The 26555-nt window shown below is 70.3% G+C and carries 27 protein-coding genes and 1 tRNA gene; 15 read left to right on the forward strand and 13 right to left on the reverse strand.

All coding sequences use genetic code 11. The features are described from left to right. Position 1: 1 nt before the first annotated feature. The 3 genes from lysW to K6T36_RS09895 all read right to left on the reverse strand — a co-directional run bounded on the left by lysW (position 2) and on the right by K6T36_RS09895 (position 3303). Positions 2 to 172 carry a lysine biosynthesis protein LysW gene (lysW, locus tag K6T36_RS09885; protein WP_073308810.1) on the reverse strand — a complete coding sequence of 57 codons (171 nt, stop codon included), beginning with the start codon at positions 170 to 172 and terminating at the stop codon, positions 2 to 4. A gap of 374 nt (positions 173 to 546) precedes the next feature. Continuing rightward, positions 547 to 2055, reverse strand: coding sequence for an argininosuccinate lyase (argH, locus tag K6T36_RS09890; protein ID WP_222921133.1), 1509 nt, complete (start codon positions 2053 to 2055; stop codon positions 547 to 549). Beyond that, complete coding sequence (locus K6T36_RS09895) at positions 2056 to 3303, reverse strand: argininosuccinate synthase (protein WP_222921134.1); 1248 nt, start codon at positions 3301 to 3303, stop codon at positions 2056 to 2058. Between the two features lie 382 nt (positions 3304 to 3685). Here K6T36_RS09895 and hemC point away from each other — a divergent pair, with 382 nt between their 5' ends. The 5 genes from hemC (at position 3686) to hemL (ending at position 10371) form a co-directional block, all read left to right on the forward strand. Next, complete coding sequence (gene hemC / locus K6T36_RS09900; RefSeq protein WP_222921135.1) at positions 3686 to 4819, forward strand: hydroxymethylbilane synthase; 1134 nt, start codon at positions 3686 to 3688, stop codon at positions 4817 to 4819. Next, entirely contained in the window at positions 4820 to 5719 is a 900-nt protein-coding gene (cobA, locus tag K6T36_RS09905; RefSeq protein WP_222921136.1) for a uroporphyrinogen-III C-methyltransferase, read from the forward strand. Between the two features lie 71 nt (positions 5720 to 5790). Next, positions 5791 to 6597, forward strand: coding sequence for a uroporphyrinogen-III synthase (locus K6T36_RS09910; RefSeq protein ID WP_390182332.1), 807 nt, complete (start codon positions 5791 to 5793; stop codon positions 6595 to 6597). A gap of 414 nt (positions 6598 to 7011) precedes the next feature. After that, entirely contained in the window at positions 7012 to 8646 is a 1635-nt protein-coding gene (locus tag K6T36_RS09915; protein ID WP_222923416.1) for an ammonium transporter, read from the forward strand. 381 nt (positions 8647 to 9027) lie between these two features. After that, complete coding sequence (gene hemL, locus K6T36_RS09920; RefSeq protein ID WP_222921138.1) at positions 9028 to 10371, forward strand: glutamate-1-semialdehyde 2,1-aminomutase; 1344 nt, start codon at positions 9028 to 9030, stop codon at positions 10369 to 10371. A gap of 6 nt (positions 10372 to 10377) precedes the next feature. On the opposite strand, the gene K6T36_RS09925 is transcribed toward hemL, so the two are convergent. Together K6T36_RS09925 and K6T36_RS09930 are read right to left on the reverse strand one after the other, a co-directional pair. After that, positions 10378 to 11106, reverse strand: a complete 729-nt coding sequence (locus K6T36_RS09925; RefSeq protein WP_222921139.1) for a DUF8052 family protein — start codon at positions 11104 to 11106, stop codon at positions 10378 to 10380. Positions 11107 to 11108: 2 nt separating this feature from the next. Next, positions 11109 to 11483, reverse strand: coding sequence for a cupin domain-containing protein (locus tag K6T36_RS09930; RefSeq protein WP_222921140.1), 375 nt, complete (start codon positions 11481 to 11483; stop codon positions 11109 to 11111). A 113-nt stretch (positions 11484 to 11596) separates the two neighbouring features. Here K6T36_RS09930 and K6T36_RS09935 point away from each other — a divergent pair, with 113 nt between their 5' ends. Further along, a complete protein-coding gene (locus K6T36_RS09935) occupies positions 11597 to 11818 on the forward strand; it encodes a DUF8007 family protein (RefSeq protein ID WP_222921141.1) in 222 nt (73 codons plus the stop codon). 87 nt (positions 11819 to 11905) lie between these two features. Continuing rightward, positions 11906 to 12619: a DUF5828 family protein gene (locus K6T36_RS09940; RefSeq protein ID WP_222921142.1), complete on the forward strand. Its 714-nt coding sequence runs from the start codon at positions 11906 to 11908 to the stop codon at positions 12617 to 12619. Between the two features lie 66 nt (positions 12620 to 12685). On the opposite strand, the gene K6T36_RS09945 is transcribed toward K6T36_RS09940, so the two are convergent. Then, positions 12686 to 13084, reverse strand: a complete 399-nt coding sequence (locus K6T36_RS09945) for a VOC family protein (protein ID WP_222923417.1) — start codon at positions 13082 to 13084, stop codon at positions 12686 to 12688. 58 nt (positions 13085 to 13142) lie between these two features. Between K6T36_RS09945 and K6T36_RS09950 the strand changes: the two genes are divergently transcribed. Together K6T36_RS09950 and K6T36_RS09955 are read left to right on the forward strand one after the other, a co-directional pair. Continuing rightward, on the forward strand, positions 13143 to 13385 hold the full coding sequence (locus K6T36_RS09950) for a DUF8001 family protein (RefSeq protein WP_222921143.1): 243 nt from the start codon (positions 13143 to 13145) through the stop codon (positions 13383 to 13385). A gap of 130 nt (positions 13386 to 13515) precedes the next feature. Beyond that, the gene (locus K6T36_RS09955) at positions 13516 to 13905 is read left to right on the forward strand and encodes a helix-turn-helix domain-containing protein (protein ID WP_222606496.1); all 390 of its coding nucleotides are present in this window, start codon (positions 13516 to 13518) and stop codon (positions 13903 to 13905) included. A gap of 343 nt (positions 13906 to 14248) precedes the next feature. Here K6T36_RS09955 and K6T36_RS09960 read toward each other — a convergent pair whose 3' ends face one another. Continuing rightward, on the reverse strand, positions 14249 to 14542 hold the full coding sequence (locus K6T36_RS09960; RefSeq protein ID WP_222923418.1) for a DUF7091 family protein: 294 nt from the start codon (positions 14540 to 14542) through the stop codon (positions 14249 to 14251). Between the two features lie 239 nt (positions 14543 to 14781). Between K6T36_RS09960 and K6T36_RS09965 the strand changes: the two genes are divergently transcribed. From K6T36_RS09965 to K6T36_RS09975, 3 genes are all read left to right on the forward strand, one after another. Beyond that, positions 14782 to 15720 (forward strand): replication factor A, encoded by a 939-nt coding sequence (locus K6T36_RS09965; RefSeq protein WP_222921144.1) that lies wholly within the window; start codon positions 14782 to 14784, stop codon positions 15718 to 15720. Next, a complete protein-coding gene (locus K6T36_RS09970) occupies positions 15720 to 16325 on the forward strand; it encodes an RPA family protein (RefSeq protein ID WP_222921145.1) in 606 nt (201 codons plus the stop codon). The genes K6T36_RS09965 and K6T36_RS09970 overlap by 1 nt, the downstream gene beginning before the upstream one ends. Positions 16326 to 16475: 150 nt before the next feature. Beyond that, a complete protein-coding gene (locus K6T36_RS09975; RefSeq protein ID WP_222921146.1) occupies positions 16476 to 16889 on the forward strand; it encodes a DUF8146 domain-containing protein in 414 nt (137 codons plus the stop codon). A 6-nt stretch (positions 16890 to 16895) separates the two neighbouring features. Here the strand turns inward: K6T36_RS09975 and hutH are convergent, their stop codons facing one another. From hutH to hutU, 4 genes are read right to left on the reverse strand one after another with little or no spacing between them, the layout of a single operon-like run. Beyond that, entirely contained in the window at positions 16896 to 18551 is a 1656-nt protein-coding gene (gene hutH / locus K6T36_RS09980; protein ID WP_222921147.1) for a histidine ammonia-lyase, read from the reverse strand. Then, a complete protein-coding gene (gene hutI, locus K6T36_RS09985) occupies positions 18548 to 19789 on the reverse strand; it encodes an imidazolonepropionase (protein WP_222921148.1) in 1242 nt (413 codons plus the stop codon). Before hutI ends, hutH begins: the two co-directional genes overlap by 4 nt. Then, entirely contained in the window at positions 19786 to 20718 is a 933-nt protein-coding gene (gene hutG / locus K6T36_RS09990) for a formimidoylglutamase (RefSeq protein ID WP_222921149.1), read from the reverse strand. The genes hutI and hutG overlap by 4 nt, the downstream gene beginning before the upstream one ends. Further along, entirely contained in the window at positions 20715 to 22469 is a 1755-nt protein-coding gene (gene hutU, locus K6T36_RS09995; protein ID WP_222921150.1) for a urocanate hydratase, read from the reverse strand. Before hutU ends, hutG begins: the two co-directional genes overlap by 4 nt. A gap of 87 nt (positions 22470 to 22556) precedes the next feature. On the opposite strand from hutU, the gene K6T36_RS10000 reads away from it, so the two are divergent. Continuing rightward, entirely contained in the window at positions 22557 to 23201 is a 645-nt protein-coding gene (locus K6T36_RS10000; protein ID WP_222921151.1) for a helix-turn-helix domain-containing protein, read from the forward strand. A gap of 57 nt (positions 23202 to 23258) precedes the next feature. On the opposite strand, the gene K6T36_RS10005 is transcribed toward K6T36_RS10000, so the two are convergent. Next, entirely contained in the window at positions 23259 to 24680 is a 1422-nt protein-coding gene (locus tag K6T36_RS10005; protein WP_222921152.1) for a YjiH family protein, read from the reverse strand. Positions 24681 to 24821: 141 nt separating this feature from the next. Further along, a complete protein-coding gene (locus tag K6T36_RS10010) occupies positions 24822 to 25277 on the reverse strand; it encodes a DUF5814 domain-containing protein (RefSeq protein ID WP_222921153.1) in 456 nt (151 codons plus the stop codon). A gap of 218 nt (positions 25278 to 25495) precedes the next feature. Between K6T36_RS10010 and K6T36_RS10015 the strand changes: the two genes are divergently transcribed. Both K6T36_RS10015 and K6T36_RS10020 read left to right on the forward strand, forming a co-directional pair. Beyond that, positions 25496 to 25568: transfer RNA gene (locus K6T36_RS10015), tRNA-His, on the forward strand. 147 nt (positions 25569 to 25715) lie between these two features. Next, positions 25716 to 26492 carry a response regulator gene (locus K6T36_RS10020; RefSeq protein WP_222921154.1) on the forward strand — a complete coding sequence of 259 codons (777 nt, stop codon included), beginning with the start codon at positions 25716 to 25718 and terminating at the stop codon, positions 26490 to 26492. Positions 26493 to 26555: the final 63 nt, after the last annotated feature.

A 26555-nucleotide genomic window follows, 5' to 3' on the forward strand; every position in this document is an offset into this window, starting at 1 on the left:
CTTACTCCCCCCAGTCCTCTTCGAGCTCCGGGGCTCGATCGAGGACCGGCGGGGAGACGTCGACGACCTCCAGTTCGGCGCCGCACGTTTCACAGTCGACGATCTCTCCGATCTCCAGGTCGTCGTGCAGGGCCACCGTGCCCCCGCACTCGACGCATTCGGCTTCGGTCATGGTGTACTCACCAGTACCTCGCTATCGGACTTTAATCCGTCGATTCTGTCAAGGAAAATTAATGACGTAGTCGTCGCTACGCGGCGTGAGCGGACGGGTCGGCGCGGATCTCGAATCCGGTGTTCGAAATCTGAGTAGTGTAGGCCCCGAGGGGGGCCGGCGGGGCCACCGCCGCCGGCGGGCGCGGGACGGCGGCCGGGACCGGACGCGGCGACGGTCGCGGTCGGACGCCCCCTCGCGGTCGTCGTCGCGGCCGTCGCGGAAGTCGCGGACGCCGGCCGCGCGACGGGGCCGTCGCTCGCGGTCGGGCGAGCGGCCGGGGTCGTCGGAGGCGGGTCATGGTCGTGGTGTCGGTGTGGGTCGCGGTGTCGCGCTCAGGCGTACTCGTCGACGGCCTCGGACAAGTCCGTTTCGGCGGCCGCCAGCGCGTCGCGGCGGGCCGCGAGTTCGGCCTCGTGGTCGGCGACCGTCTCGGTCATGCGCGCGAGGGAGTCGGCGACGGCGTCGGGCGCCGGGCCGCCGCGGGAGTCGCGTGCGGCGACGCTCCCGGCGGGGTCGAGCGCGGTCGACAGGTCCTCGCGGCTCACGTACGCGTAGAGGGACTCCCCAAGTACCTCTTGTGCGGCCGTGTCAAGATTTGCGGCGAGGGTCTCCGGATCCGCGTCGTCGGGGGCGGTCGCGGCGGCCTCGGCGACGACCTCGTGGGCCGTCCGGAACGGGATGCCCGCCGACGCCAGCGCGTCGGCGACGCCCGTGGCCGTCGAGAAGCCGGCGCCCGCGTCCGCCGCGCACGCCTCGGCGTCCCAGTCGCCCGTGGCGACCGCGCCGGCGACGACCTCGGTCGCCTCGGTCGCGTCGTCGACGGCGTCCCAGGCGTGGGGCGTCGCGCGCTGGAGGTCGCGGTTGTACGCGCGCGGCAGTCCCTTCAGCGTGGTGAGCAGCCCGGTCAGGTCGCCCGACACGTCGCCCGCGACCGCGCGGGCCAGCTCCAGCGTGTCGGGGTTCACCTTCTGGGGCATGATCGACGAGGTCGACGCGTAGTCGTCGGAGGGGTCGAAGTAACCGTCCTTGGCGTGCTCGATGAGGTCGGCCGCGAGTCCCGACAGCGTCGCCGTCAGGTTCGCGAGCGCGGCGGTCCCCTCGACGAGGAAGTCGCGCGCGGAGGCGGCGTCCGTCGAGTTCTCGACGACGCCGTCGAAGCCGAGCAGGTCGGCCGTGCGCTCGCGGTCGATGTCGAAGGTGGTGCCGCCGAAGGCCGCGCCGCCCAGCGGCGACTCGTTCGTCCGGTCGAACGCCGCGAGCAGCCGGGCGGTGTCGCGCTCGACCGCGCCCGCGTACGACGACAGGAAGTGCCCGACGGTGACGGGCTGGGCGTACTGCCGGTGGGTGAACCCGGGCATGACGGTGTCGGCGTGGTCGGCCGCGGTATCGAGCAGGGCCTCCCGGAGCGCGAGCGTCGCCTCGGCGGCGTCGAGCAGGTCCGCGCGGTAGCGGTGGCGGATGCAGGCGGCGACCTCGTCGTTGCGCGAGCGGGCGGTGTGCATCTTCCCGCCCACGTCGCCGACGCGGTCGACGACGGCCGACTCGATCGCCTCGTGGACGTCCTCACCGTCCGGGAGCGCGTCGTGGCCGGCCGACTCGACGGCGTCGAGCCCCGAGAGGATCTCGGCAGCCTCGTCGTCGGCAACGATCCCCTCCTCGGCGAGCATCACCGTGTGCGCGCGGTCGACGGCGAGGTCGGCCGCGAAAATGCGTTCGTCGGCCGCGAGGCTCGACATGAATCCGCGGGCCGGACCGCCCGCGAAGCGGCCGCGGCGGACGACCGTCTCGGCGTCCGCGTCGGTGTCATCCACGTCGCCGCCGGCGCCACCGTCGTCGGTCATCTACTCGTCGTCCTCGCTTCCACCGTCGGCCGCCAGCGTCTCGCCGTCCTCGCCGGCCTTCACGTCCTTCAGCACGCGGTTCGCGAGGCGCTCCTGGAAGCCGTGGTACTTGGCGACGCCCGTCGCGTCGGCCTGCTCGATGCCGTCGACGGTCTCCGTGTTGAACGACGCCGCCGACTCGGAGTAGACGCCGTACTCGGAGTCGCGGGCGACGGGGCGGCACTGCCCGCCCTGCAGCTTGACCGTGACCGTGCCGGTGACCTTCTCCTGACCGGCGTCGAGGTACCCCTCGAGGGAGTTGACGAGCGGCGAGTTCACGAGGCCCTTGTACCCCTGCTGGGCCCACTGCTCGTCGACCTGCTGTTTGAAGTCGCGTTCGCTCTTCGTGAACACGAGCTGTTCGAGCGCCTCGTGGGCGGTGAGGAGGACGGTCGCCGCGGGGTGCTCGTAGTTCTCGCGCACCTTCAGCCCGAGCATGCGGTCCTCCATCATGTCGGTGCGGCCGACGCCGTACTGGCCCGCGATCTCGTTGAGGTCCTCGATGAGCGCGACCGGGTCCAGCGCCTCGCCGTCCAGCGTGACGGGGTAGCCCATCTCGAAGCCGATCTCGACGAGCTCCTCGCCGTCGACCTCGCCGGGCGTCGTCGTCCAGTCGTAGATGTCCTCCGGCGGGACGTAGGTGGGGTCCTCCAGGTCGTCGCCCTCGACCGAGCGCGACCAGAGGTTCGTGTCGATCGACCACGCGCCCTCGTTGCCGCCCTCGACGGGCAGGTCCTTCTCGTCGGCGTACTCGATCTCCCACTCGCGCGTGAGGCCGAGCTCGCGCACCGGCGCGATGACCTCCTTGTCGGAGGCGCGCCAGACGGTCTCGAAGCGGAGTTGGTCGTTGCCCTTGCCCGTACACCCGTGGGCGAGGGCGTCGCAGTCGTGCTCCTCGGCGACCCCCAGGATCGCCTCCGCGATCACGGGGCGCGCGAGCGCGGTGCCGAGCGGGTAGCCCTGATACGTCGCGTTCGCGCGCACGGAGTCGAAACACAGCTCCGCGAACTCCGTCTTGGCGTCGACGACGTAGTGCTCCAGGTCGAGCGCCTCGGCGGTCTCCTCGGCCTCCTCGAACTCCTCCGCGGGCTGGCCCACGTCGACGGTGACGCCGACGACCTCGTCGTAGCCGTACTCCTCCTCGAGAAGCGGGACGCAGACGGTCGTGTCGAGTCCGCCGCTGAATGCGAGTGCAACGCGCTTTGTCATACTCCACGCTCGAACGTCGACACTCATAAATTCGGCGTTTGAAGTCGATGAAATTTACTTGCGGACTGCACGCTACCCGGAGGAACGCGAGCGGGTCGGGCCGACGAGGGAGTGGTGATGTGTGGGCCTAGCGGCCCGGTCGTCGCGGCGCGGAAACTCGGCTCCGGGCCGCGGCACCGCGAACGCGTCGCTCGAAGGAGTCGCGAACGTGAGCGACGGCGTCCGCTGTCATAGCCATAGGTACTCACTCGATCGATAAAAACGGTACCGGTCCGGCGAAGGTTGCGACGCGGCCGACGGCGGAGCGACCGTGGGACGGTGCACCCTCCCGCCGTGTTGGCGAAGCGAACCCGTTTTCCCCGGTCGCGCCGGAGTTTCGGGTATGACAACCGGGACGCTGCGGCTCGCAACCCGCGGCTCCGACCTCGCGCTCCGACAGGCGGCCGGCGTCCGAGACGAGATCTCGACGCGCCGCCGCGACGTGGAGCTGGTGGAGGTGGAGACCCGCGGCGACCGACTCGACGAGGACCTCATCACCGAACTCGGCCGCACCGGCGCGTTCGTGCGCGCGCTCGACGAACACGTGCTCGCGGGCGAGGTCGACGCCGCGGTCCACTCGCTGAAGGACATGCCCACCGACATGCCCGACGACCTCGTCGTAGCGGCCGTCGGCGAGCGCGCCCCCGCCGGCGACGCGCTCGTCACCCGCGACGGCGGCGACCTCGCGGACCTCCCGCGCGGCTCGGTCGTCGGCACCTCCTCGCTGCGACGCAAGGCGCAGGTGCTCGCCGAGCGCCCAGACCTGGAGGTCCGTCCCCTCCGCGGCAACGTCGACACGCGGATCCAGAAGCTCATCGCGCCCGCGTTGCAGGCCGAACACGAGCGCCGCGTGGAGGCCGACGCCGACCACAAGGGCGATCCCGAGGCTCGCGAGGACGACCGCGAGTACGAGCGAACAGTCGAGGAGTGGTTCGACGACCTCACCGAGTTTCAACGCGGCGCGTTGGAACACGAGCTCGACCACGAGTACGACGCGATCGTCCTCGCGGAGGCGGGCCTCCGGCGCTCGGACCTGTTCTACCGCGACGAGTACGAGGTCGAGCGACTCGACCGCGCCGACCACGTCCCCGCCCCCGGCCAGGGCGCCGTCGCGGTCACCGCGAGCGACCCCGACGTGATCGAGACGATCCGGTCTGCGATGGACCACGAGCCGACCCGCGTCGCCACCAGCGTCGAGCGTACCGTGCTCGCCGAGTTGGGCGGGGGCTGCATCGCGCCGATCGGCGTCAACGCGCTCGTTCAGGGCGAGCACGTCAGCGCCCGCGTCCGGGTGCTGTCGGCCGACGGCGACACCGAGGTGAAGGCGAACCGTGATCTCCCGCTGCGCTCGTATCGCGAGGCCGCCGCCGACTTCGCCGACTCGCTGCGCGAGCAGGGCGCCGCCGACCTCATCGAGGCCGCGAAGCGCGCTGCCGATACCGATACCGCCAAACGCGCCGAGGAGGGTGACGAGTAGATGAGCGACGAGCGCGACGCGACCGGCGACCGCGGCGGCGACGGGATCGACCGCGACGGCGGCTTCGTCTCGCTGGTCGGTTCCGGCCCCGGCGACCCCGAACTGCTCACCGTGAAGGCCCGCAGACTCCTGGACGAGGCCGACGTGGTGCTGCACGACAAGCTGCCGGGCCCCGAGATCCTCGGCTCGATCCCCGATGAGAAACGCGAGGACGTGGGCAAGCGCGCCGGCGGCGAGCGCACCAGCCAGGAGTACACGAACGACCGGCTGGTCGAACTCGCCGAGGCGGGCGAGCACGTCGTGCGCCTGAAGGGCGGCGACCCGTTCGTCTTCGGCCGCGGCGGCGAGGAGGCCGAACACCTCGCCGCCCACGGCGTCCCGTTCGAGGTCATCCCCGGCGTCACCTCGCCCATCGCCGCCCCGGGCGTCGCCGGCATCCCGGTGACCCACCGCGATCACGCCTCCTCCGTCTCGTTCGTCACGGGCCACGAGGACCCGACGAAGGACGAATCGGCCGTGGACTGGGACGCGCTGGCGGCGACCGGCGGCACCATCGTCGTGCTGATGGGCGTCGGGAAGCTCCCGCTGTACACCGGCGAACTGCTCGACGCCGGGATGGCCCCCGGGACGCCCGTCGCGCTCGTCGAGCGCGGCACCTGGCCCGACATGCGCGTCGCCACGGGGACGCTCGCGGACATCGTCGACGTGCGCGACGACGCCGGGATCGAGCCGCCCGCGATCACCGTGATCGGCGAGGTCGCCGGCGCGCGCGATCGGGTGGTCGAGCTCCTGCGCGGCCGCGGCGACGCCGAGGCGGCCGCGAACGCGGGCGTCGACAGTGGCGACGAACGCGCCGGCGACGCGGACGGAGCCGCCGGCGCCGGGGGTGAGGACGCGTGAGCGACGGAACCGACGGAGACGACGGAGGCGACACCGGCGCCGACGAGGGCGCCGACCGCCCGCGCGTCGCGGTGTTCCGCCCCGACGACGAGCGCACGACCGAGGCGGTCGAGACGCTCGACGCGCTCGGCGTCGACGCGCTCGCGGACCCGATGCTGGCGGTCCGACCGACCGGCGCGGTGCCGGAGGGCGCCGACTGGATCGTGTTCACCTCGAAGACGGGCGTCGAACTGGTCGACGAGGCCGGGTGGTCGCCCGGCGACGCCGTCGGCGACGACAGCGATCGCGGCGGCGACGCCGGCAGCGACGGCTCGGACGGTGATCCCCTGCGCCGTGGAGACGGCCCCGCGATCGCGTGCATCGGCCCGGCGACGGCCGACGCCGCACGCGAGGCCGGGTGGCCGATCGAGCTGATCCCCGAGGAGTACTCCTCGACCGGTATCGTCGCGGCGTTCGACGCCCTCGGCGTCGAGGGCGTCCGCATCGAGGTCGCCCGGTCGGACCACGGGAGCCAGGTGCTGCTCGACGGGCTCCGCGACGCCGGCGCGACCGTCCGCGAGACGGTCCTGTACGAACTCGTCCGGCCCGAGGGGAGCGGCGAGTCCGCGGCGGCGGCCGCCGCCGGCGACCTCGACGGGGCGTGTTTCACCTCCTCGCTCACCGTCGAGCACTTCCTCGACGCCGCCGACGATCGCGGCGTCCGCGAGGAGGCGCTTGCGGGCCTGGAGAACGCCGTCGTCGGCTGCATCGGCCACCCGACGCGCGAGACGGCCGAGTCACACGGCGTCGGCGTCGACGTGGTGCCCGCGGAGGCGACGTTCGAGGCGCTCGCCGAATCCGTCGTCGCCGAGTTGGACGAGTTCGGGTTGGACGACTGATCGCCGCGCATCGGTAACCTGATCGGATCGATCCGTCGAACCACCGTTTTTCACGCCGATCCGGGGAGCGCGCGCGAGTGATATCGCCCGTATCCGGCGGATCCTCGCCTTATATATCACCCTGCTGTCACTATGTCCGTCAACTCCGAGTGCAACAATTGCCACGCATGCGACGATGTTACATCCTTATATGACCTATATTCACCCGAAGATCAGACGCTCGTGTGAATACGCCACCCAAAATTTGTGTATTTCAACTCCAATCTTTATGTGTATCCGGATCAGGCTGTCTGGCGTCGAGATGTACCAGAACGACACGGAATTCACGGCACTGCTGAACAGTTGTGGAACGAATGAGGTGGCACAGTGACGCTCTTGCAGGTCGACCCCGCGGTCCTGGCGGAGGGGGTCAACATGATGTGGGTGCTGGTGGTCACCTTCCTCATCTTCTTCATGCACGCCGGCTTCGCGATGCTGGAGGCCGGGCAGGTACGGTCGAAGAACGTCGCCAACCAGCTGACGAAGAACCTCCTGACGTGGAGCGTCGGCGTCGTCGCGTTCTTCCTCGTCGGCGCCGGGGTCTCCGCGCTCGTCGGCGGGATCACCGCCGGCGGGAGCTACTCCATCGCCGAGGCGTTCGGCGTACTGACGACCAGCAACCCCGCAGATTGGGTCAGCTGGCTCTTCGGCGCCGTCTTCGCGATGACGGCGGCGACCATCGTCTCCGGCGCCGTCGCCGGCCGCATGAAGCTGCGCGCGTACGTCAGCTACACCGTCCTGCTGGCGGCGGTCATCTACCCCGTCGTCACGGGGCTGACGTGGGGCGGCGGCCTGCTCGCCTCGCTCGGCTTCGCTGACTTCGCGGGCGGAATGATCGTCCACGGCATGGGCGGCATCGCCGGCCTGACGGCGGCGTACGTCGTCGGCCCGCGCCTGGGTCGCTACAACGATGACGGTTCGGTGAACGTCATTCCCGGCCACTCGATGACGTTCGCGGTGCTCGGAACGCTCGTGCTCGCGTTCGGCTGGTACGGGTTCAACGTCGGCACGGCAGCCTCGGTGTTCGCCGTCGAGAACGGCGAACTCACGCTCGGGGCGTTCTCCTACGTGGGTCGCGTCGCGCTGACGACGACGCTCGGCATGGCCGCCGGCGCCATCGGCGCGAGCGCGCTCTCGCTGTTCAAGACCGGAAAGGTCGACACGCTGTACGTCGCGAACGGGCTTCTGGCGGGGCTCGTCGGCGTCACCTCGAACACGGACGCGATCACGTGGGTCGGCGGGATCGTCATCGGTCTGCTCGCGGGCGCCCAGCTGCCCATCGTCTTCGAGTTCGTCGAGAAGCGCCTGAAGATCGACGACGTGTGTGCGGTGTTCCCCGTCCACGGGAGCGCCGGCGTGCTCGGCGCGGTGCTGCTGCCGTTCTTCGCGGTCGACGGCTTCACCGTCGGCGCGCTCGTCTCGCAGGTCGTCGGCGTCGTCGTCATCGCCGCCTGGACCATCGCGGCGACGGCTATCGTCTTCGGCGTCATCAAGGCGCTGGGCGAGATCCGCGTCACCCGCGACCACGAGCTCGAGGGGCTCGACTCCTCCGAGCACGGCGTCGACACGTACCCCGAGTTCGGCCGTCCCGACACGGCCGCCGACGGCGGCTTCGTGGAGGACGAGAGCGGTATCATTCGCGCGGACGGCGGCGAGGCGAACGACGGCGGGATCAAGATGGTGACCGCCTTCATCCGCCCGGACAAGCTCTCGGCGGTCAAGACCGGTCTCGCGGAGATCGGCGCGCCCTCGCTGACGGTGACGAACGTCTCCGGTCGCGGCAGCCAGCCCGCGAAGAAGGGCCAGTGGCGCGGCGAGGAGTACACGGTCGACCTCCACCAGAAGGTGAAGATCGAGTGCGTCGTCGCCGACATCCCGGCCGCGGACGTGGCCGAGGCGATCAGCGAGGCAGCCCAGACCGGAGAGAAGGGCGACGGGAAGGTGTTCGTCCTCCCCGTCGAGAACGCCTACCAGATCCGGACCGGCGAGGTGGGTCGCGAGGCGGTGTAAGCGCGGCCGACCCGGTCGGCCACGAGCCGACCGACACTCTTCGACTCGATCCGAACAGCCCGCTGCCGACGCCCGTCGGCAGCCGAACCGCCGGACGCCCGCTTCGCATGCGGCGCGGACGCGGCCGCCGGGGGCACGCGACGGAGGACCCCACTGGTACTGGTGCTCACCTCCTCGCGCCCGCCACCGTGCCACGTTCCGTGTCACCGCCCCCGCGGCCGCCGCAGCTGTCTGCCGGGTGATGCGTCCGGCTACGCCCGCGACGGGTCGCCACCCCGTCGCGGGTCGTCACCCGACTTCTGTCCCGAACACGACGACGAGAGCGGCGGCGACCGCCGCGACCCAGTAACTACTTTCGGGGTCACACTCGAAGGGCGGCGTATGAACCACGACCGCTCGCGGGAGCTGTACGACCGCGCGCTCTCGGTGCTCGCCGGCGGGGTGAACTCCTCGGTCCGCGCGACGCGACCGTACCCGTTCGTGATCGAGCGCGGCGACGGCGCCCACGTGATCGACGCCGACGGCAACCGCTACCTCGACTACGTGATGGGCTACGGCCCGCTGCTGTACGGCCACGACGCCCCCGAGCAGGTGCAGTCGGCGATCCAGCGCCACGCCAGCCAGGGGCCGATGTACGGCGGGCCGACCGAGATCGAGGTCGACCACGCGGAGTTCGTCGCCCGGCACGTCCCCAGCGTCGAGATGCTCCGGTTCGTCAACTCCGGCACGGAGGCGACCGTCTCGGCGGTCCGCCTCGCCCGCGCGTACACCGGTCGCGACAAGATCGTGATCATGCAGGGCGGCTACCACGGCGCTCAGGAGTCCACCCTCGTCGAGGCCGGCGACGACCCCTATCACACCCATCCTTCCTCGCCGGGGATCCCCGAGGAGTTCGCCGAGCACACCATCGCCGTCCCGTTCAACGACGAGGCGGCGATCCGGGAGGTCTTCGAGGAGCGGGGCGACGAGATCGCGGCCGTGCTGACCGAGCCGATCCTCGCGAACTACGGCATCGTGATGCCCGTCGACGGCTACCACGAGGCCCTCCGGGATCTCTGTGACGACCACGGCTCGCTGTTGATCTTCGACGAGGTGATCACCGGCTTCCGCGTCGGCGGCCTCGGCTGTGCGCAGGGGAAGCTCGGCGTCACGCCCGACCTCACGACCTTCGGGAAGATCATCGGCGGCGGCTTCCCGGTCGGCGCCATCGGCGGCCCCGCGGAGATAATCGAGCACTTCACCCCGAGCGGTGAGGTGTTCCAGTCGGGCACCTTCTCGGGCCACCCCGTCACGATGGCCGCCGGTCGCGAATACCTCCGCTACGCCGCCGAACACGACGTGTACGACCACGTGAACGCTCTCGGGGATCGCCTCCGTTCCGGGATCCAGGACATCTGCGAGGACCAGGCCCCCGAGTACACCGTCGTCGGCACCGATTCCATGTTCAAGACGGTGTTCACCCGCGAGGCGCCCGAGACGTTCGAGGGACACTGCGAGGGCGGCTGTCGCCAGCGCGAGTCGTGTCCCAGATACGAGATCTGTCCGAAGACCGGCGCCGACACCGCGGCGGCGGCGACCGAGCGCTGGGAGCGCGTGTTCTGGCAGGAGATGAAAGAGCGGGGGATCTGGCTCACCGCCAACCAGTTCGAGTCGCAGTTCGTCTCCTACGCCCACACCGACGCGGACGTCGAGGAGACGCTGGAGGCGTACAAGGAGGCGCTATAGATAGTTCTATCCGAGGAGCTTCTCGCGGAGGGTGCCGACGAGCCGGGTGACGTACCCGCGCTGGGAGCGGCGATCGGGCAGTTCGTCCCACAGCGCGAACGCCGACACCACGTCGGCCTCCTGGCTCGCGACCGCGGCCTCGCGCTCGGGCGCGACGACGCCGAGGTTGATCTCGTAGTGCCCGAAGTAGCCGTACTTCAGGAGCTCCCGCTCGCGGAAGTCGACGACGAACTCCCGGACGTCCTCGGGGATCTCCGGGACGACGAGGACGAACGAGAGGTCGGTCCCGTAGTGCTCCTCGTCGCCCTCGACGCGCTCGTCGGCGAGGGCGTGTCCCAACTGGACGATCCGCTCTAACTCCCCGACGGTCACGGACGACTGCCGGCGGGCGAACAGGTACTCGTCGCTGTGGTGGTCGCCGTACCCCAGCGCCGGGTGGAATAACTGCTTCTGTGACTCGATGCGCATCAGCCCGTAGAGGTCGAAGCGCTCCCCGCGAACGCGATAGTCGCGTTCGAGGTCGTAGTTGAACATGAGCCGGTCGCTTACCCGGTCGAGGTACTGGTCGTCCCAGACGGGCACGTCCTCGTAGGCGGCGCCGTCGAGGATCCGGCCGTGATCGTCGGTCCGCGGCTCCTCTCCGTCGACGAGGACGTCGTCGTCGGCAGTCCCCGGGTCGACGCCGCCGCCGGAGCCGTCGGCCTCCGCTCGCGTCTCCCTGTCGTCCTCGTCCATGGTTACGCCTCCGGCTCGTACGGGTGGACGTCGTCGACGGCGGGCGCGCCGACCGCGATCAGCGTCACCGAGTCGTCGGCGTCCTCGGGGTTGTGCGCGCGCTGGGGGCTGTCCGGCTCGACGGCGAACAGCGAGCCCTCGGGCACCTCGTAGGTCGTCTCCGGGGTTTCGACGTGGAGCGTCCCCTCGATCACGTAGAACAGCTCCTCCTGGTCGTCGTGGTAGTGGTACGCGAGCGGGACGTCCTCGCCGGGGGCCGCGCGAAACCAGTTGGCGGCCATCCGCTCGAACCCCGCCGCCTCGCTCACGCGACGAAGCTCGCACGGACGGTCCGGAACGGCAGTCAGCTCGTCCGGATCGATGACGTGGTAACCCATACCTCGCGGGAGGCTCACGGGGATGAAAAGCCCGTCGTCCGACGGCGACGCCGCGAGAGGCCCGCGGGGCCGAGGATTTATCATCGCCGTCCCCCATAATGCTACCGAATACCATGGGATTCGGCGATCGCGAAGCGTGCGGCCGGTGTTCGATGACGACCGTCGTGGACGCCACCGAGGACGGCGAGGGCGTCGCCGACCGCGACCCCTTCGGCGACGACCGGATCGAACTCGACGCCGACGAGCTTCGGCGGACGTCGCCGACCGCGTGGCTCGGCGGCGTCGTCTCGGCGCTCGACGACATCGGGAACCGCCTCACGTACGGCCGACGCTGAGGCGGACAGTGGCGACGCGAGCCCCGGGCGAGCGCGCCGAGGGAGGGACCCTTATACCGCTCCGGGGCGTAGGCGGCTGCTAATCGCATGGAAGAGAGTATCTCCGGCTTCAAGCTGCGCGGGGAATGGGGGGACGCCGTAGAGCACGGCGAACGCATCACCCGCGCGCTTCAGGACGCCGGTGCTTCCGAGGAGTATCCCGAGGCGTTCGAGGCGTGGAACGAGTGGCGACCGAAAGCCCACGAGCGCCTCGGCGAGGACGTGAACGAGAAGACCGCCGAACAGGCGAGCGTCGCCGAGGGGAAAGGCGAGCAGGAGGGCAAGAGTCCCGAGGACGACCTCCAGACCGCAGGCGAGAAGCTCTCGGAGTCGTACGAGCGCGTCGAGAACGGCGACAACGACGGCGCGCTCGACTCGTGGAAGGACTCCATCGACCACGTCGCGCGCGCGGCCGACTCGGCCGGGCGCAAGGCGGTTCGGAAGCTGGAGAACACGGTGTACCAGCGCGTGATGACGCAGATCGCGCCGTACTACTTCGACAACGAGCTCGTCTCGGCGAACATCCAGAAGTCCACCCGCGGCGAGGGCGGGCCGGAGTTCGTCTTCGAGGTGAACGTCAACGACGACCGACTGAAGTCCGCGGTGTCCGAGCGGCTCTCGTCGTACGAGGACGAGGTCGACCGCTGGCACGTCGACACGCCGAAGGCCGTCGAGGCGTCCGAGGCCGCCGAGGGCGCGGAGGCGCCCGTCGAGACAGTCGAGGACGGGAACGACGGGGAGTCCAACCCGACGACGAACTGAGGCCGCTCCGTCGGCCGTTGCTTCTTGTCGTCGACCCAGCTCACTGGTGTCGACGTAGCGACGCCCCTACTCTACCGGCTCCTTCAACTCCACCCGATAGCCGAACGGGTCGCGGACGTACACCGCGCCCGCCTCGCCCGTCGAACCCAGCGGACTGTCGAGTTCCCGTTCGACCGCCACCCCCGCGTCGTCCAGGGTTTCCGTCACCGACTCGATGTCCTCCTCGACGACGAGCGCGACGTGGTCGTAGTTCGTCGCCCCGGGGGCGTCGAACTCGTCGGTGGGCCACAGATGGATCACGTGCTCGGGCGCGAGCCGCACGTCGAAGAACGGTTTCTCGCCGGCCTCGAACCGGTCGACGCCCTCTAACTCGAAGCCGAGCGCGTCGGCGTAAAACTCGCGGGCATCCGCGAGGCCGTCGGCCGGGATCCTGAGGTTGACGTGATCGATGGTGCGGACGTGCACGTCCGGTGGACGCGGCCGGGAGACAAGAAACATTACGCCGCATCGCGCATCCCTGCTCATGACACCGCTCGAAGTCGACGCCGGCGAGCTGACCGCCGAGGAGATCCTCGACGCGCTCCGGGATGGCCGGCGGGTCGTCGTCACCGCCGACCTGTTCGGGAGCGAGCAGACGCTCACCCTCCGACACGACGGCGAGACGTTCTACTGTGACACGCCGACGCGGCTGCACAAACACGACGACGAGGCGGGGATGCTCACCTGCATCGAGAAGATGGGCTACGCGAAACAGGACGACGACTGAGTCGGGCGACGACCGGCGGCCCGGAGACGACAGACGGGCACCGCGGGACCGCGACGGGCGCGGCGGGTCCGTCGCGGCGTCGCCGCGACCGCCGGGGTTTATTCGCGCCGCGGTCGTCGGATCACTCGACATGAGCGACGCGCCGGACATGGAGGACCTCATCGACACGAACGACCCCAGTTTCGGACACGTGATGGCGTGCGTGTTCGGGATCCAGGAGCACGAGAGCCGGACGTACCTCCGTTTGCTCGACAACCCCGGAAGCACCGTCGAGGAGCTCGCTGGCGTGCTGGAGCGCGACCGCTCGAACGTGAACCGCTCGCTCACGACGCTGCTGGAGAAGGGGCTCGCCGAGCGCGAGCGACGCCTGCTCGACCCCGGCGGCTACGTGTACCAGTACACCGCGACGCCGCTGCCGGAGGCGAAGGAGCTGCTCCACGAGGCGCTCGACGAGTGGGCCGAGACCGTCCACGAGGTCATCGAGACGTTCGACGAACAGCGCGGCGTCGACGACGAGTAACCGGCCGGGTTCGGCCGAGGCGACGCCACGGAACCGAGGCGGGCGTGTCGCACACGCGGTCTCGTTGCGCTCACGGCTCCCTTCAGTCGCCGTTCGCGTTTTTCGAGGCGTTCGCTCGCGCCGCTCGCTCACGCCTCGCCCTGCTCACGGCTCACTCCGTTCGCCGTTCGCATCGAGGGCTCACTTCGTTAGCCCTCGCCCCGCTCACGTAATGGGCGGCTCTGCACGGAGATCTCGCCACCGTTGGTCGAGGCTTCGTTCGCTTCGCTCACTCGGCCTCGCCTTGCTCACGGCTCCCTTCGGTCGCCGTTCGCATCCGCGGTCTCGCTCCGCTCGACCGCGCTCACCACGTCTGTACACGCCCCTCCCGCACGTCCTCGGCACACCCATCACAGTCCGGGTGACCGGCCTCGAAACACGCCGGCTCGCCGTCGGCGTTCACAGCGACCCGACGCTTCTCGGCGTACCGGCGACAGACGATCCGCGCGCGGTCCTCGTCGTCGGTCGGGAGGTCGAACTCGTCGGCGTGGTTCTCCCCCCACTCGCGCCCCTCGTGGTAGGCACGCTTGCTGCGCGCGTACTCGCGGCCGGCCTTGCGCGCCTGCTGCTGGAGCACCCGCCGGAGTCTGTCGCCCAGTCCCATGGATCATCCTCCGGCCGCCCCGACTATCAGTCCGTTGCCGGCGAGCGCGCCGATCGCGACCTGAACGACATCGACACGCCGCGCGCGGTCGCGGACCGCCGCGCAGCCGCTCGTCCGACGGTCGCCCGCAGTCGAGCGCTTTCACTTTCGCCGCGGCGACGGAATACTAAATAGGATCCCGAACCAACCGTCGTACGCCTCCCACCGAACACATACCCGGAGGCAGGAGAACCATGGCAGACCTGCAAACCCACGCGGAAGAGATACACGAGCAGTTTTCAGACCACTTGGACCTCACCGTCGAGGAGATCGAGGAGCGCCTCGCCTCGCTGGTGAACGAGTACAGCGTCCCCGTCGACGAGGCGCGCCGCAGCGTCGTCAACTCCTACCTCGACGAGGCGGGGCTGGAGCGCGACGAGATCGGCTCCGGCGGCGCCGAACAGGCGCTCGTCGGCGACATCGACGAGGACGAGCAGTGGGTCGACCTTCGCGTGACGGTGGCCGACCTGTGGGACCCCAACCACGACTCCATCGCGCAGGTGGGCCTGCTCGGCGACGAGTCGGGCACGATCAAGTTCGTCTCGTTCTCGACGAGCGAACTGGAGGAACTGGAGGAGGGCACGAGCTACGCCCTCTCCAACGTCGTCACCGACGAGTACCAGGGCAACTACTCGGTGAAGCTCAACCGGACGACGACGATCACCGAACTCGACGAGGAGATCGAGGTCGGCGACGACTCCGACGAGGTCGAGGGCGCCCTCGTCGACATCCAGTCCGGTTCCGGCCTCATCAAGCGCTGTCCGGAGGACGACTGTACGCGCGTGCTCCAGAACGGCCGCTGCAGCGAGCACGGCCAGGTCGACGGCGAGTTCGACCTCCGGATCAAGGCCGTCCTCGACGACGGCGACGCCGTCCAGGAGGTCATCTTCAACGAGGAGGCCACCGCCGAGCTGACCGGTATCGGCCTCGAGGAGGCCAAGGAGATGGCTCAGGACGCCCTCGACACGACCGTCGTGGGCGAGGAGATGGCCGACCGCATCGTCGGCCGCTACTACCGCGTTCGCGGTCCCACGCTGGGCCGGTACGTGCTCGCCGACGACTTCGAGGAACTGTCCGGCGCCGACGAGACGGTCGACGCCGAATCGCTGCTGATCCGCGCGAGGTCCCTGTAATGAGCCAGTCCGTTCCCACCCGAGAGGTCGCACGCCGCGTGTTCGCGAGCGAGTACAACGACGCCAGCTACACCTTCAAGGAGTCCGACGACGAGCGGGCGCCGCTGTACCTGCTGCTCCCGACGGGCGAGCGCGCCAACCGCGTGTTCATCGTCGGCACCCTCACCGAGAAGGAGGACGTCGGCGAGGACAGCGAGTACTGGCGCGGGCGCATCGTCGACCCGACGGGGACGTTCTTCACCTACGCCGGGCAGTACCAGCCGGAGGCCGCGAGCGCGCTCCGCGAGCTGGAACCGCCCGCGTACGTTGCCGTCGTCGGCAAGCCGCGCACCTACGAGACGGACGACGGCAGCGTGAACGTCTCCGTGCGTCCCGAGTCCATCACGACCGTCGACGCCGCCACGCGCGACCGCTGGGTCGCCGAGACCGCGGCGCGGACGCTGGACCGCATCGAGGCGTTCGACGACGAGGGCAACGAGTACGCGCGGATGGCCCGCGAGCAGTACGACCTGCCCGTCGAGGAGTACCGCGACGCCGCCGTCGCGGCGCTGCAGTCGCTCGACGACGCCGACGAACTCGAAGGCGAGGGCGAGGCGCCGGCGTAAGCCGCCGGTCGTCCCGGACGCTCGATCCCCGGCCGGTCCGCGCCCCCCTTCTGTTCCCGTTTTTGCAGCCACCGACCGCACCGCTCCGGGTCGTGTGCCGTGCGAGCGTCTGACGAACGGTTAAGTGACAGCGCGCGCGAGTAGCCGTCGATGGGGAGCAAGAACAAGACGGTCTCCTTCCGCGTCAACGAGGACGCCTTCGAGGCGCTGCGGGAGATCGCCGACGAGCGCGACCTCTCGCTGTCGGCGGTGTTCCGCGACTACGTGGACACCCTCGTCGCCCACGACGGACAGGTGGAGGTCGTCCCGGAGAACCGCGTCGAGGAGACCGACGCCGACGACGAGTCGTTCCCGCCGACCGTCGAGGTGCCCAAGAGCTTCGTCCGCGAGCACGAGCGTCTGGAGCTGGAGGCCGAACACCTCCGCGAGCAGCTGGACGAGTACAAGGCGTTCGTGACGTACCTGCAGGACAAGCTCGAGGAGGCGGACGACGGCGAGGAGGTCGTCTTCCTCGAGGAACTGGACGGCGACCGCGACGACGACGAGCCGTACCAGCTCGGATAGGCCCGCTCAACCTTCGTTCCGGCCTTCGTTCTCGCCGGCGTCCCAGCCCTCGCCGAGCGCCCCGCTCAACGCGTCGTCGAGCGCGCCCGAGGCGATGAGCTCGGTCGCCGCCGCGATGTCCGGTCGCGGCGGCCGGTCGTCCTCCAGCGGGGGGACGACCGCCCGGACGGCCCCGTAGGCCGCGCCCGTGCCGACGCCGTGGGCGAGGTCGTCGTCGACGAACTCCGCGGCCTGCGCCGCACACAGCAGTTCGATGGCGGTGACCGTCCGGGCGTTCCCGAGCGCCCGGCGGGCCGCGTACGCCGAGGTGGCCGAGAGGCTGACGTGGTCCTCCTGGTTGCCCGAGACGACCGCGTTGTCGGTCGACGGGCGCCCCTCGCGACGGCACTCCGCGACCAGCGACGCGGCGGTGTACCCGGCGATCATGTACCCCGACCGGACGCCGCTCTCGGCGGTGAGGAACGGCGGGAGGTGATCCTCCTGGACGTGGGGGTTGAGCAGGCGGTCGATCCGCCGCTCCGCGATGGCCGCAAGTTCCGCGAGCGCGCTCGTCACGTAATCGAGGCGGAGCGCCAGCGGCTCGCCGTGGAAGTTGCCGCCGGAGACGACGTCCGCGTTCCGCGTGCCGGAGGTGCGGCGGTCGACCTCGCCCGCCGGGAACACGAGCGGGTTGTCCGTCGCGGCGTTGAGCTCGACCGCGACGGCGTCGCGGAGGTGCGCGACGGCGTCGCGAACGGCGCCGTGCACCTGCGGGAGACACCGCACGGAGTAGGCGTCCTGCACGCGGTCGCAGTTGCGGTGGGACTCGACGATCCCGGAGTCGGCACACAGCCGCTTGACGTTCGCGGCGCTTGCGGCCTGTCCGGCGTGCGGGCGGACGCGCTGGATCGCCGGGTCGGAGGCCGCCGTGGTCCCCATCGTCACCTCCGTCGTGAGCGCGCCGGCGGCGTCGGCCGCCCGCAGGAGCCGCTCGGCGTCGTGGACAAGGAGCGCCGCGACGCCGACGGATAGCTGCGTACCGTTGATGAGCGCGAGCCCCTCCTTCGCGCGGAGGGTCAGCGGCTCCAGTCCCGCCTCGTCGAGCGCCTCCTCCCCCGAGAGCCGTCGGGCGCTGTCGCCGCCGTGACCGCCGTCCGGTTCCACGTCCGCCTCGCCCTCCCCGAGCAGGACGAGCATCGCGTGAGCCAAGGGGGCGAGGTCGCCGCTGGCGCCGAGGCTCCCGCGGGACGGGACGACCGGCGTGACGCCCGCGTTCAACAGCGCGAGGAGGTGGTCGACGACGACCTCGCGGATCCCCGAGTACCCCTTGACGAGCGCGTTGATCCGGGCGCACAGCATCGCGCGTACCTCCTCGCGGTCGAGCGTCCGCCCGGCGCCGGCCGCGTGGCTCCGGACCAGGTTGGTCTGCAGCTCGTCGACGCGGTCGTCGCCGATCCGTGTGTCCACCAGGTCGCCGAACCCGGTGTTGATGCCGTAGACGGCCTCGCCGCTGTCGACGACGCCCTCGACGCGGGCGCGGGCCTCGCGGACGGCCTCGCGGGCGTCCTCGCTCACGGCGACGGCGGCGTCCCGGCGGGCGACCAGGACCACCTCCTCGGGCGTGAGCGACTCGCCGTCGAGGACGACCGTGGCGTCGTCCGGACCGACGACGTGCTCGCTCACTGTGTCACCTCCGGACCCGGAACGGCCAGCCCGTCGGCGTCGTGGACGACCGCGCCGTCCTTCAGGACGGTCGCGACGCGGTTCACCCCGAACGAGTAGGGGACGTGGACGTGCGAGGGCGCGTCGAGGACGATCAGGTCCGCGGGCGCGCCCGCCCGGAGCGTCCCGGTGCCGTCCGCGCGGTTCAGCGCGGCCGCGCCCCCGCGCGTCGCCGCGTCGAGCGCGTCGCGGGGGGCCATCCCCATCCCGACGCAGGCGAGCGCGACGGCCATCGCCATCGACTGCGAGTGGCAGTTCGGGTTGAAGTCGGAGGCGACGGCGACGGTCGCACCCGCCTCGGCGAACTGCGCGGGATCGGCGTAGTCGGCGCCCAGCGCGAACGCCGTCCCCGGGAGCAGGACCGGCGTGACGCCAGCCTCGGCGAGGGCGGCGGCGTCGGCCTCGGTGGCGTGAAGCAGGTGATCGGCGCTCGCGGCGCCGACATCGGCGGCCAGTTGACTCCCGCCGATGTGGGCCAGCTCCTCGGCGTGGACCTTCGGCGTCAGGCCGTACTCCGCGCCCGCCTCCAGCACGCGCCGGGACTGCTCGACCGAGAAGACGCCCTCCTCGCAGAACACGTCGCAGAACTCCGCGATCCCCTGCTCGGCGACCGCCGGGAGCTGATCGTCGACCACCTCGTCCGTGTACTCGTCGGCGTCGCGGTCCTCGGGAACGGCGTGGGCACCCATGAACGTCGCCACCACGTCCACCGGGTGGCGGTCGTCCGCCGCGGCGACGGCCTCCAGCAGTCGGAGTTCGGTCTCGGCGTCGAGGCCGTAGCCGGACTTCACCTCGACGGTCGTCGTGCCGTGGGCCAGCATCGTGTCGAGGTGCGCGAGCAGGTTCCCGAGGAGGCGCTCGTCGCCCGCCCCCCGGACCGCGCGGACGGTCCGGAGGATCCCGCCGCCCTCGGCGAGGATCTCCCGGTAGGTCTTCCCGCGGAGTTTGGCGGCGAACTCGTCCGACCGGTCGCCGGCGAACACGCCGTGCGTGTGGGAATCGACGAACCCCGGAATCACGGCACGACCGGCGGCGTCGACGGCCGCGACGGCGTTCTCGGGCGGGTACTCGCGGGTCACCTCGTCGGTCGGCCCGACGGCGACGACCCGGCCGTCCGCGACGGCGACGGCGGCGTCCTCGTGGACGGCGTCCGGGCCGACGACGACCTCGCCCGCGCCGTGGACGACGGCGTCGATCACGCCCCCACCCCCGCCCCGCGCGCGGCGAGGACGTGAGCGACGGCGCGGGCGGCGGCCGCGACCGTCAGGCCGTCGCGGTCCAGCGGCGGCGCGCACTCCACGACCTCGTAGCCGGCGACGCGCTCGTCGGCCGCGAGCAGTCGCAGCAGACGGAAACACTCGCGGGTGGAGATGCCGCCGGGTGTCGGCGCGCTCACGCCGGGCGCGGCCGCCGCGTCGAGCACGTCGCAATCGAGCGAGAGGTACACGCGGTCCACGTCGCCGAGCGCGTCGAGCGCGCGGTCGGCCGCCGTCACCGGGTCCTCGCCCACCTCCTCCGCGGTGACGACGGCGCCGCCCCGCTCGCGGACGTGATCGTGGTACGCGGTCGAGGTCTCGAAGTGTCGCGCGCCGACGCAGGCGTACCCGTCCAGCCCGTCGTCGAGTAGCTGCCGGTACGGCGTCCCGCTGGACGGTCCCTCCAGCGGCTCTCGCACGTCGAGGTGGGCGTCGACGTTGACGACGCCGACCGATCCTCCCCCGAGCAGCGGCCCCGCGTTCGCGTAGGTGAGGGAGTTGTCGCCGCCGAGGAACACCGGGAAGGCGTCCGCGCCGTGGACCGCCGCGGCGGCGTCCCGGACGGCGCGTTGGACGCTCGCCACGTCGCCGTCGGGGATGTCGACGGTTCCGAGGTCGCCGACGGGTCCGGCGGGACCGGCGTCGAAGTGGTGCGTCTTCAGGCCGGCGAGCGCCTCGCGGACGGCGGCTGGACCCTCCCTCGCGCCCCGGCGACCGATGACCGCGCCGTCGTACGGCTCGCCGACGAGCACGGCGTCGTATTCTCCCGCGTCGTCGAGCGTCGTCGCCTCGACCACGTCGCCGAACTGCTCGTCGTTCGGGTCGTCCGAGCGGCCGCGCCACTCGAACCCGGCGTCGAGCAGGGCGGTCATTCCGCCCCTCGGTCGCGCATCGGCACGGCCACGTCCGACTCCTCGGCCGTCTCGAGGGCGGCGTCGTACCCGGCGTCCGCGTGACGGATCACGCCCATCCCCGGGTCGGTGGTGAACACCCGTCGCGCCGTCTCGGCTGCCCGGTCGGTCCCGTCGAGGACGACGTGGTTGTTCGTGTGCAGCGAGTTCCCGATGCCGACGCCGCCGCCGTCGTGGACGCTGACGATGTCGGCGCCGGCCGCGCAGTTGACCAGCGCGTTCAGGATGGGCCAGTCCGCGATCGCGTCCGAGCCGTCCTTCATCGCCTCGGTCTCGCGGTTCGGGCTGGCGACCGAGCCCGCGTCCAGGTGGTCGCGGGTGACGACGATCGGCGCCGCGATCTCGCCCTGGCGGACGAGTTCGTTGATCCGGAGCGCGAACCGGGCGCGCTCGGTGAGGGGCTCGTCGTCGCCGTCGGCTTCGCTCGTGTGATAGCCGAGCCAACACACCCGCGAGGGGAGTCCCTGGAACTGTACCCGTTCCTGCGCGAGGTCGATCCACCGGTGGAGCGCGTCCTTCTCGGGGAACAGCTCCTTGACGGCCTCGTCGGTCCGGTGGATGTCCTCGGGGTCACCCGAGAGCGCGGCCCACCGGAACGGCCCCTTCCCCTCGCAGAACAGCGGCCGGATGTACGCCGGGACGAACCCCGGGAAGTCGAAGGCGTTCTCGACGCCGCGGTGCTCCCGAACCTGGCCGCGGATGTTGTTGCCGTACTCGAAGGCGACCGCGCCCGCGTCCTGGAGGTCGAGGACGGCCCGGACGTGGCGCTCCATCGTGTCCAGGCTCTCCTCGACGTACGTCTCGGGGTCGTCCTCGCGAAGCTGATCGGCCTCCTCGACGGTGTAGCCGGACGGGTAGTACCCCTCCAGTTCGTCGTGCGCGCTGGTCTGGTCGGTGAGCACGTCCGGGACGAACCCGCGGTCGGCCATCTCCTCCAGCATGTCGGCGGCGTTCATGTGGACCGCGACGGAGAACGCCTCGCCGGCCTCGGCTGCGGCCTCGGCGCGCTCGATGGCCTCGTCGAGGTCGTCGGTCTTCGCCTGACAGTACCCCGTCTCGATCCGGCGGTCGATGCGGTGTTCGTCGACCTCGGCGGCGATGCACACCCCCCGGTTCATCGTCACCGCGAGCGGCTGGGCGCCGCCCATCCCGCCGAGTCCCCCGGTGACCGTGATCGTGCCCTCGAGGTCGCCGCCGAAGTGCTGACGACCCGCCTCCGCGAGCGTCTCGTAGGTGCCCTGGATGATGCCCTGCGTGCCGATGTACGCCCACGACCCCGCGGTCATCTGGCCGTACATGATGAGGCCCTTCGCCTCCAGTTCGTGGAAGTGCTCCCAGTCGTCCCACTTCCCCACGAGATTCGAGTTCGCGATGAGTACCCGCGGAGCCCGCTCGTGCGTTTCGAACCGGCCGACGGGCTTGCCGCTCTGGACCAGCAGGGTCTCGTCGTCGCCGAGTTCCCGTAGCTCGGCGAGGATGGCATCGTACGCGTCCCACGACCGCGCGGCACGGCCGGTGCCGCCGTACACCACCAGGTTCTCGGGGTCCTCGCCGACCTCGGGGTCGAGGTTGTTGTTCAGCATCCGGAGCGCGGCCTCCTGACGCCAGCCCTCACACTCGATGTCGGTGCCGGTGGGCGCGCCCTGATACTCCCGCCACTGCTCGGACGGCTCGCCGATTCGGCTCTCGGCCGACGACGACTGTCGTTCCATGTCTACTAGTACCGATCCCCGCCGACCACCGAGAGAATAGAGTGACCGCTTGGCCATATTTTTAAATACGGCGTGGGATATGACAGCATGAATCAGGCAGTATTCCACATCAGGGGTGACGGCCCGTACGAACGGGCGACGGCGGCCAGCGACACCAGGATCGAGCTGTGGTGCAACGACCACTGCGACCTGCTCCACGTCGTCGGCGACGAGGACGACCTCGTGCTCGACCACATCCGCGAGCAGGTCGGCGTCGAGCAACGCGTCGCCGACGGGGACGACCGGTTGCTCGTCACCGAATCGTGTCTGAAACAGCACGGCGGCGACAACGTCGAGCAGTATCTTGCCCTCCACGACTGCCTCACGCTCCCGCCGCTGCGCTACGAGAACGGGGCCAAGGTCGTCCGCGTGCTCGCGCTGGAGGGCGAGAACCTCACCGCCTTCTACCGGGACATCGCCGACGACTACTCCGTCACGGTGGAGTCGAAGCGCGAGGTGACCGGCGTGCGAGCGGACGCGCCCCTCCCGTCGGTCGACGCCCTGCTACCGACGCTCTCCCCGCGGCAGCGGGAAGTGTACACCACCGCCCACCGGTCGGGCTACTTCGAACTCCCGCGGGAGACGACGACCGAGGCAGTCGCCGACGAGGTCGGTATCGAGCGGCGTACCGCCGAACACCACCTCCGGCGTGCCGAACAGAAACTCGCGGACGCGCTCGTCGAGTATCTTTGATATCATCCCCGCCCTAACGGGCGGGGCTTTCTCCTTGTGTTTCCGTACCCTCGGCCCCTACAGCAACCCGAGCGCGTTGACGAGGTGCGTGATGCCCGCGATGAGGGGGACGAGGATGACCGTCCGCATCACGAACAGCGCGACGAGGTCGGGAAAGCGGATCGGGACGTCGTTGAACATGTCCATGACCATCGGGCCGACGCTGGAGAAGAAGATGAGCTGTGAGACCGCCAGCACGGCGACGAAGAACTTCGCCATCGGGGCCGTCTCCGACACCAGCAGGACGGGGACGTACATCTCGGTGATGCCGACGACGGTCGCGGGCGCCACGGTCTCGGCGTCGGGGATCCCGAGCGCGGCGATGACCGGCACCAACGGCTGGCCGAGTATGTCGAACACCGGCGTGTTCGCCGACAGCAACGTCGCCGCCAACCCGACGGCGAGGATCGTTCCGAGGATGAGGCTCGTCAGCTTCAGCCCGTCGACGAAGCCCCGCTTTGCCGCCTCCAGGAACGTCTCTCCCTCGTCGGCCTTCCTCACCGCCTCCGAGAGCGCGAGCCGGAGGTAGTCGCCCGGCGACCCCGCGAACGCCAGTTCGGGGTCCGGTTCGGCGATGTACTCCTTCGGCGTCGTCGAGATCGGCGGCACCCGAACGAGGACGATGGCACAGATCGTCACGCAGACGAAGTACGCGGCGAAGATGAGGGGGAACAACGAGAGCATCTCCAGCGTCGCGGCGACGACCCCGACGAACCCGATGCTCACCGTCGAGAAGCACGTCGCGATGGTGAACACGTCGCGCTTGTGGTAGCCGCCGTTCTCGAACACGTTGCGGGTGACGTACAGTCCGACGCTGTAGGAGCCGACCCAGGAGGCGAGGCTGTCGAGCGCCGCCCGACCAGGTACCTTGAACAGCGGCTTCATCAGCGGTCGCGCGAGCGTGCCGACGAACTCCAGCCCGCCGAGTTCGACGAAGATGGTGATGAAGATCGCTCCGATGGGAATGATGATACCGACGCTGTACACCAGTGTTCCCCACATCAGGCCCCCGGTCCCCGGCGTGTGGAGGAACTCCGGTCCGAGCTTGAAGAACATGACCGGCGCGATGAGCACACCCAGAACGCGCAGCAGCCAGAACACGAGCGAGGTCTCGAAGTACGAGAGATCGGCGCCGGCCACCTCGCCGTCCGAGAGCATCGCCGCGGTCGTCACCACCCCGCCAGCGACGACGATGCACAGCGAGTACACCCCCACGGCGTCGGGGGCAGCCCCGGTGATGGTGCTCACGACGATGTCGAACGGCACCGTGATCTCGCCCTGATACGGCACCGGCAACAGGAAGAACACCCCCCCGATCAGGAACGCGACGAGGAACTTGAGAACCGGACGCGTTTCGAACGCGTGAAGGTCCACATCGTCGATCTGGTTCACCGTCCGTTCTGTATCTACCGTCCACGTGTCGGGTTGCTCCGTCGACATGCCTCGGACGATGTGAACGCACCGCATAGTCTGTCGAGTTCCAAACGGTCATGGTTTTATGTATGCTCTCCCGCGGAGTGAGCATCGCGGTCGCTATCGACGGGTCGAAGCGTCTCGAACGGGTACAGGGGTGACCGACAGTTACCCGGACAGTTCCCGCCGCCGCTTCCGTGCCTCCTCGGCGGCCTCCCCGTCGCCCTCGACGCTCGCGAGCGACTCCGTCGCCTCGAGCGTCCGCACCGCGCTGTCGAGGAACGAGAGCACGTCGCCGGGGTAGGCGTACAGCATGTAGTCGTCGCCCATCACGTCGACGATGGCGTCGGGCCCGAGCCCCTGCGCGCGCAGCTCCAGGAGGTAGCGGACGAACTTCCGCTCGGGGTGGCCGCAGTACGGGGCGTCGTCGCAGCCGCAGTCGAGGAAGTCCTCGGCGAACTCGAGCACCCGGTCGCGGGTCGTCTCGTCGAGTTCGGAGAGCCCCTCGCCCGAGAACACCAAATCCAGCGTCGCCCCGGCGAACGCGCTCTTGGGGATGTTGGCGTCGAGCTGTGAGGCGATCTGCCGGTGGTTCTTCAGATAGATCTTGTCCGTGATGGCCACTGCTACCCGAACGTACTCGAGCGGGCGAGAAAAGCGCGACGGTCACTCGCCGCGGGGCGTCCCCGTCTCCCGCACTTCCCGCCTGTTCCGTGTCGCCGCGGGTGTCGGCCGCGGTCCCCTCATGTGCGGCGGCCCCTTGCGTGCGTGTGCATCGCATGCAGGCACACCCGCGGAGTCGTAACGTATTTGAGTCACACCCGGCTACCTACGGGTGCGTGTCCGGGTTGGGGTAGTGGACTATCCTTCAGCCTTGTGGAGGCTGAGACGCGGGTTCAATTCTCGCACCTGGACTCCTCTGGCTGCGAACGAACGTGAGCAGCCGATGGTCCGCGAACGGCCGAGGGTCAATTCTCGCACCCGGTCCGGTTTCGACACTCGACAGCGGCCGCGACGTGTCGGATCGGTATTCTTTGGTGAACTCGGCTCGTGGTGCGCGTGATGACCTCCCCCGGTGCGACGGAGCCGCTGCGGGTCCTCCACGCCGAGGACGACGACGCACTCGCCGAAGTCGTCACGCTCGCGCTCGAGCGCGAGGCGTGGGTCGACTCGGTCGTCCGGGTCCCCGACGCGGAGGCGGCGCTGGCGGCGCTCGATCGCGAGCCGTACGACTGCCTGCTCAGCGACCTGGAGATGCCGGGGCTGTCCGGACTGGAACTGTACGAACGGGTCCGCGAGACGCATCCGTCGCTTCCGTTCGTCCTGTTCACGGGGCGCCCGCGGGCCGTGCGGCGGGGCGACGCGCCGCCGACGTACGAGAAGGGCGGCGCGGACGCGCTCGGATCGCTCACGCGTGGACTGTACCGGCTGTGCGTCGCCGCCGGCGCCGCGGTCGCGGCGCCGACGCCCGGGGACACCTCGGCGCCCGCCCGCCCGGACGCGATGTTCTACCGATGCCGGCGGGCCCCGGGGTGGCCCGCCGAGGTCGTCGGTCCGGGCGTGACCGTGTTGCTCGGCTACGAGCCCGAGGCCTTCGAGCGAGGAGAGCTGACGTACGCCGAGGACGTGGTTCACCCCGAGGACCGCCAGTGGACCCACGACGCGATGGAGGCGTCGCTGTCGGCCGGCGACCCGTTCGAGTTCACCTACCGCGCTCGCCGAGCCGACGGGGATGTCATCCGGGTGTGGGAGCGCGGCCGTGGTGTCCCCGGCGGCGACGCGGCCGACGGGGACGCGTTCGTCGAGGGGTTCGTGCTGCCGCTCGGCGGCGACGAGTGAACACCCGGGAGACGACGGGCGCGGTCGATCTCGGCGGGTCGATGTCGGTGCGACGCTGTCGAC

Origin of the sequence: Halobaculum roseum (assembly GCF_019880245.1) — an archaeon.
GTDB classification, from domain to species: Archaea; Halobacteriota; Halobacteria; order Halobacteriales; family Haloferacaceae; genus Halobaculum; species Halobaculum roseum.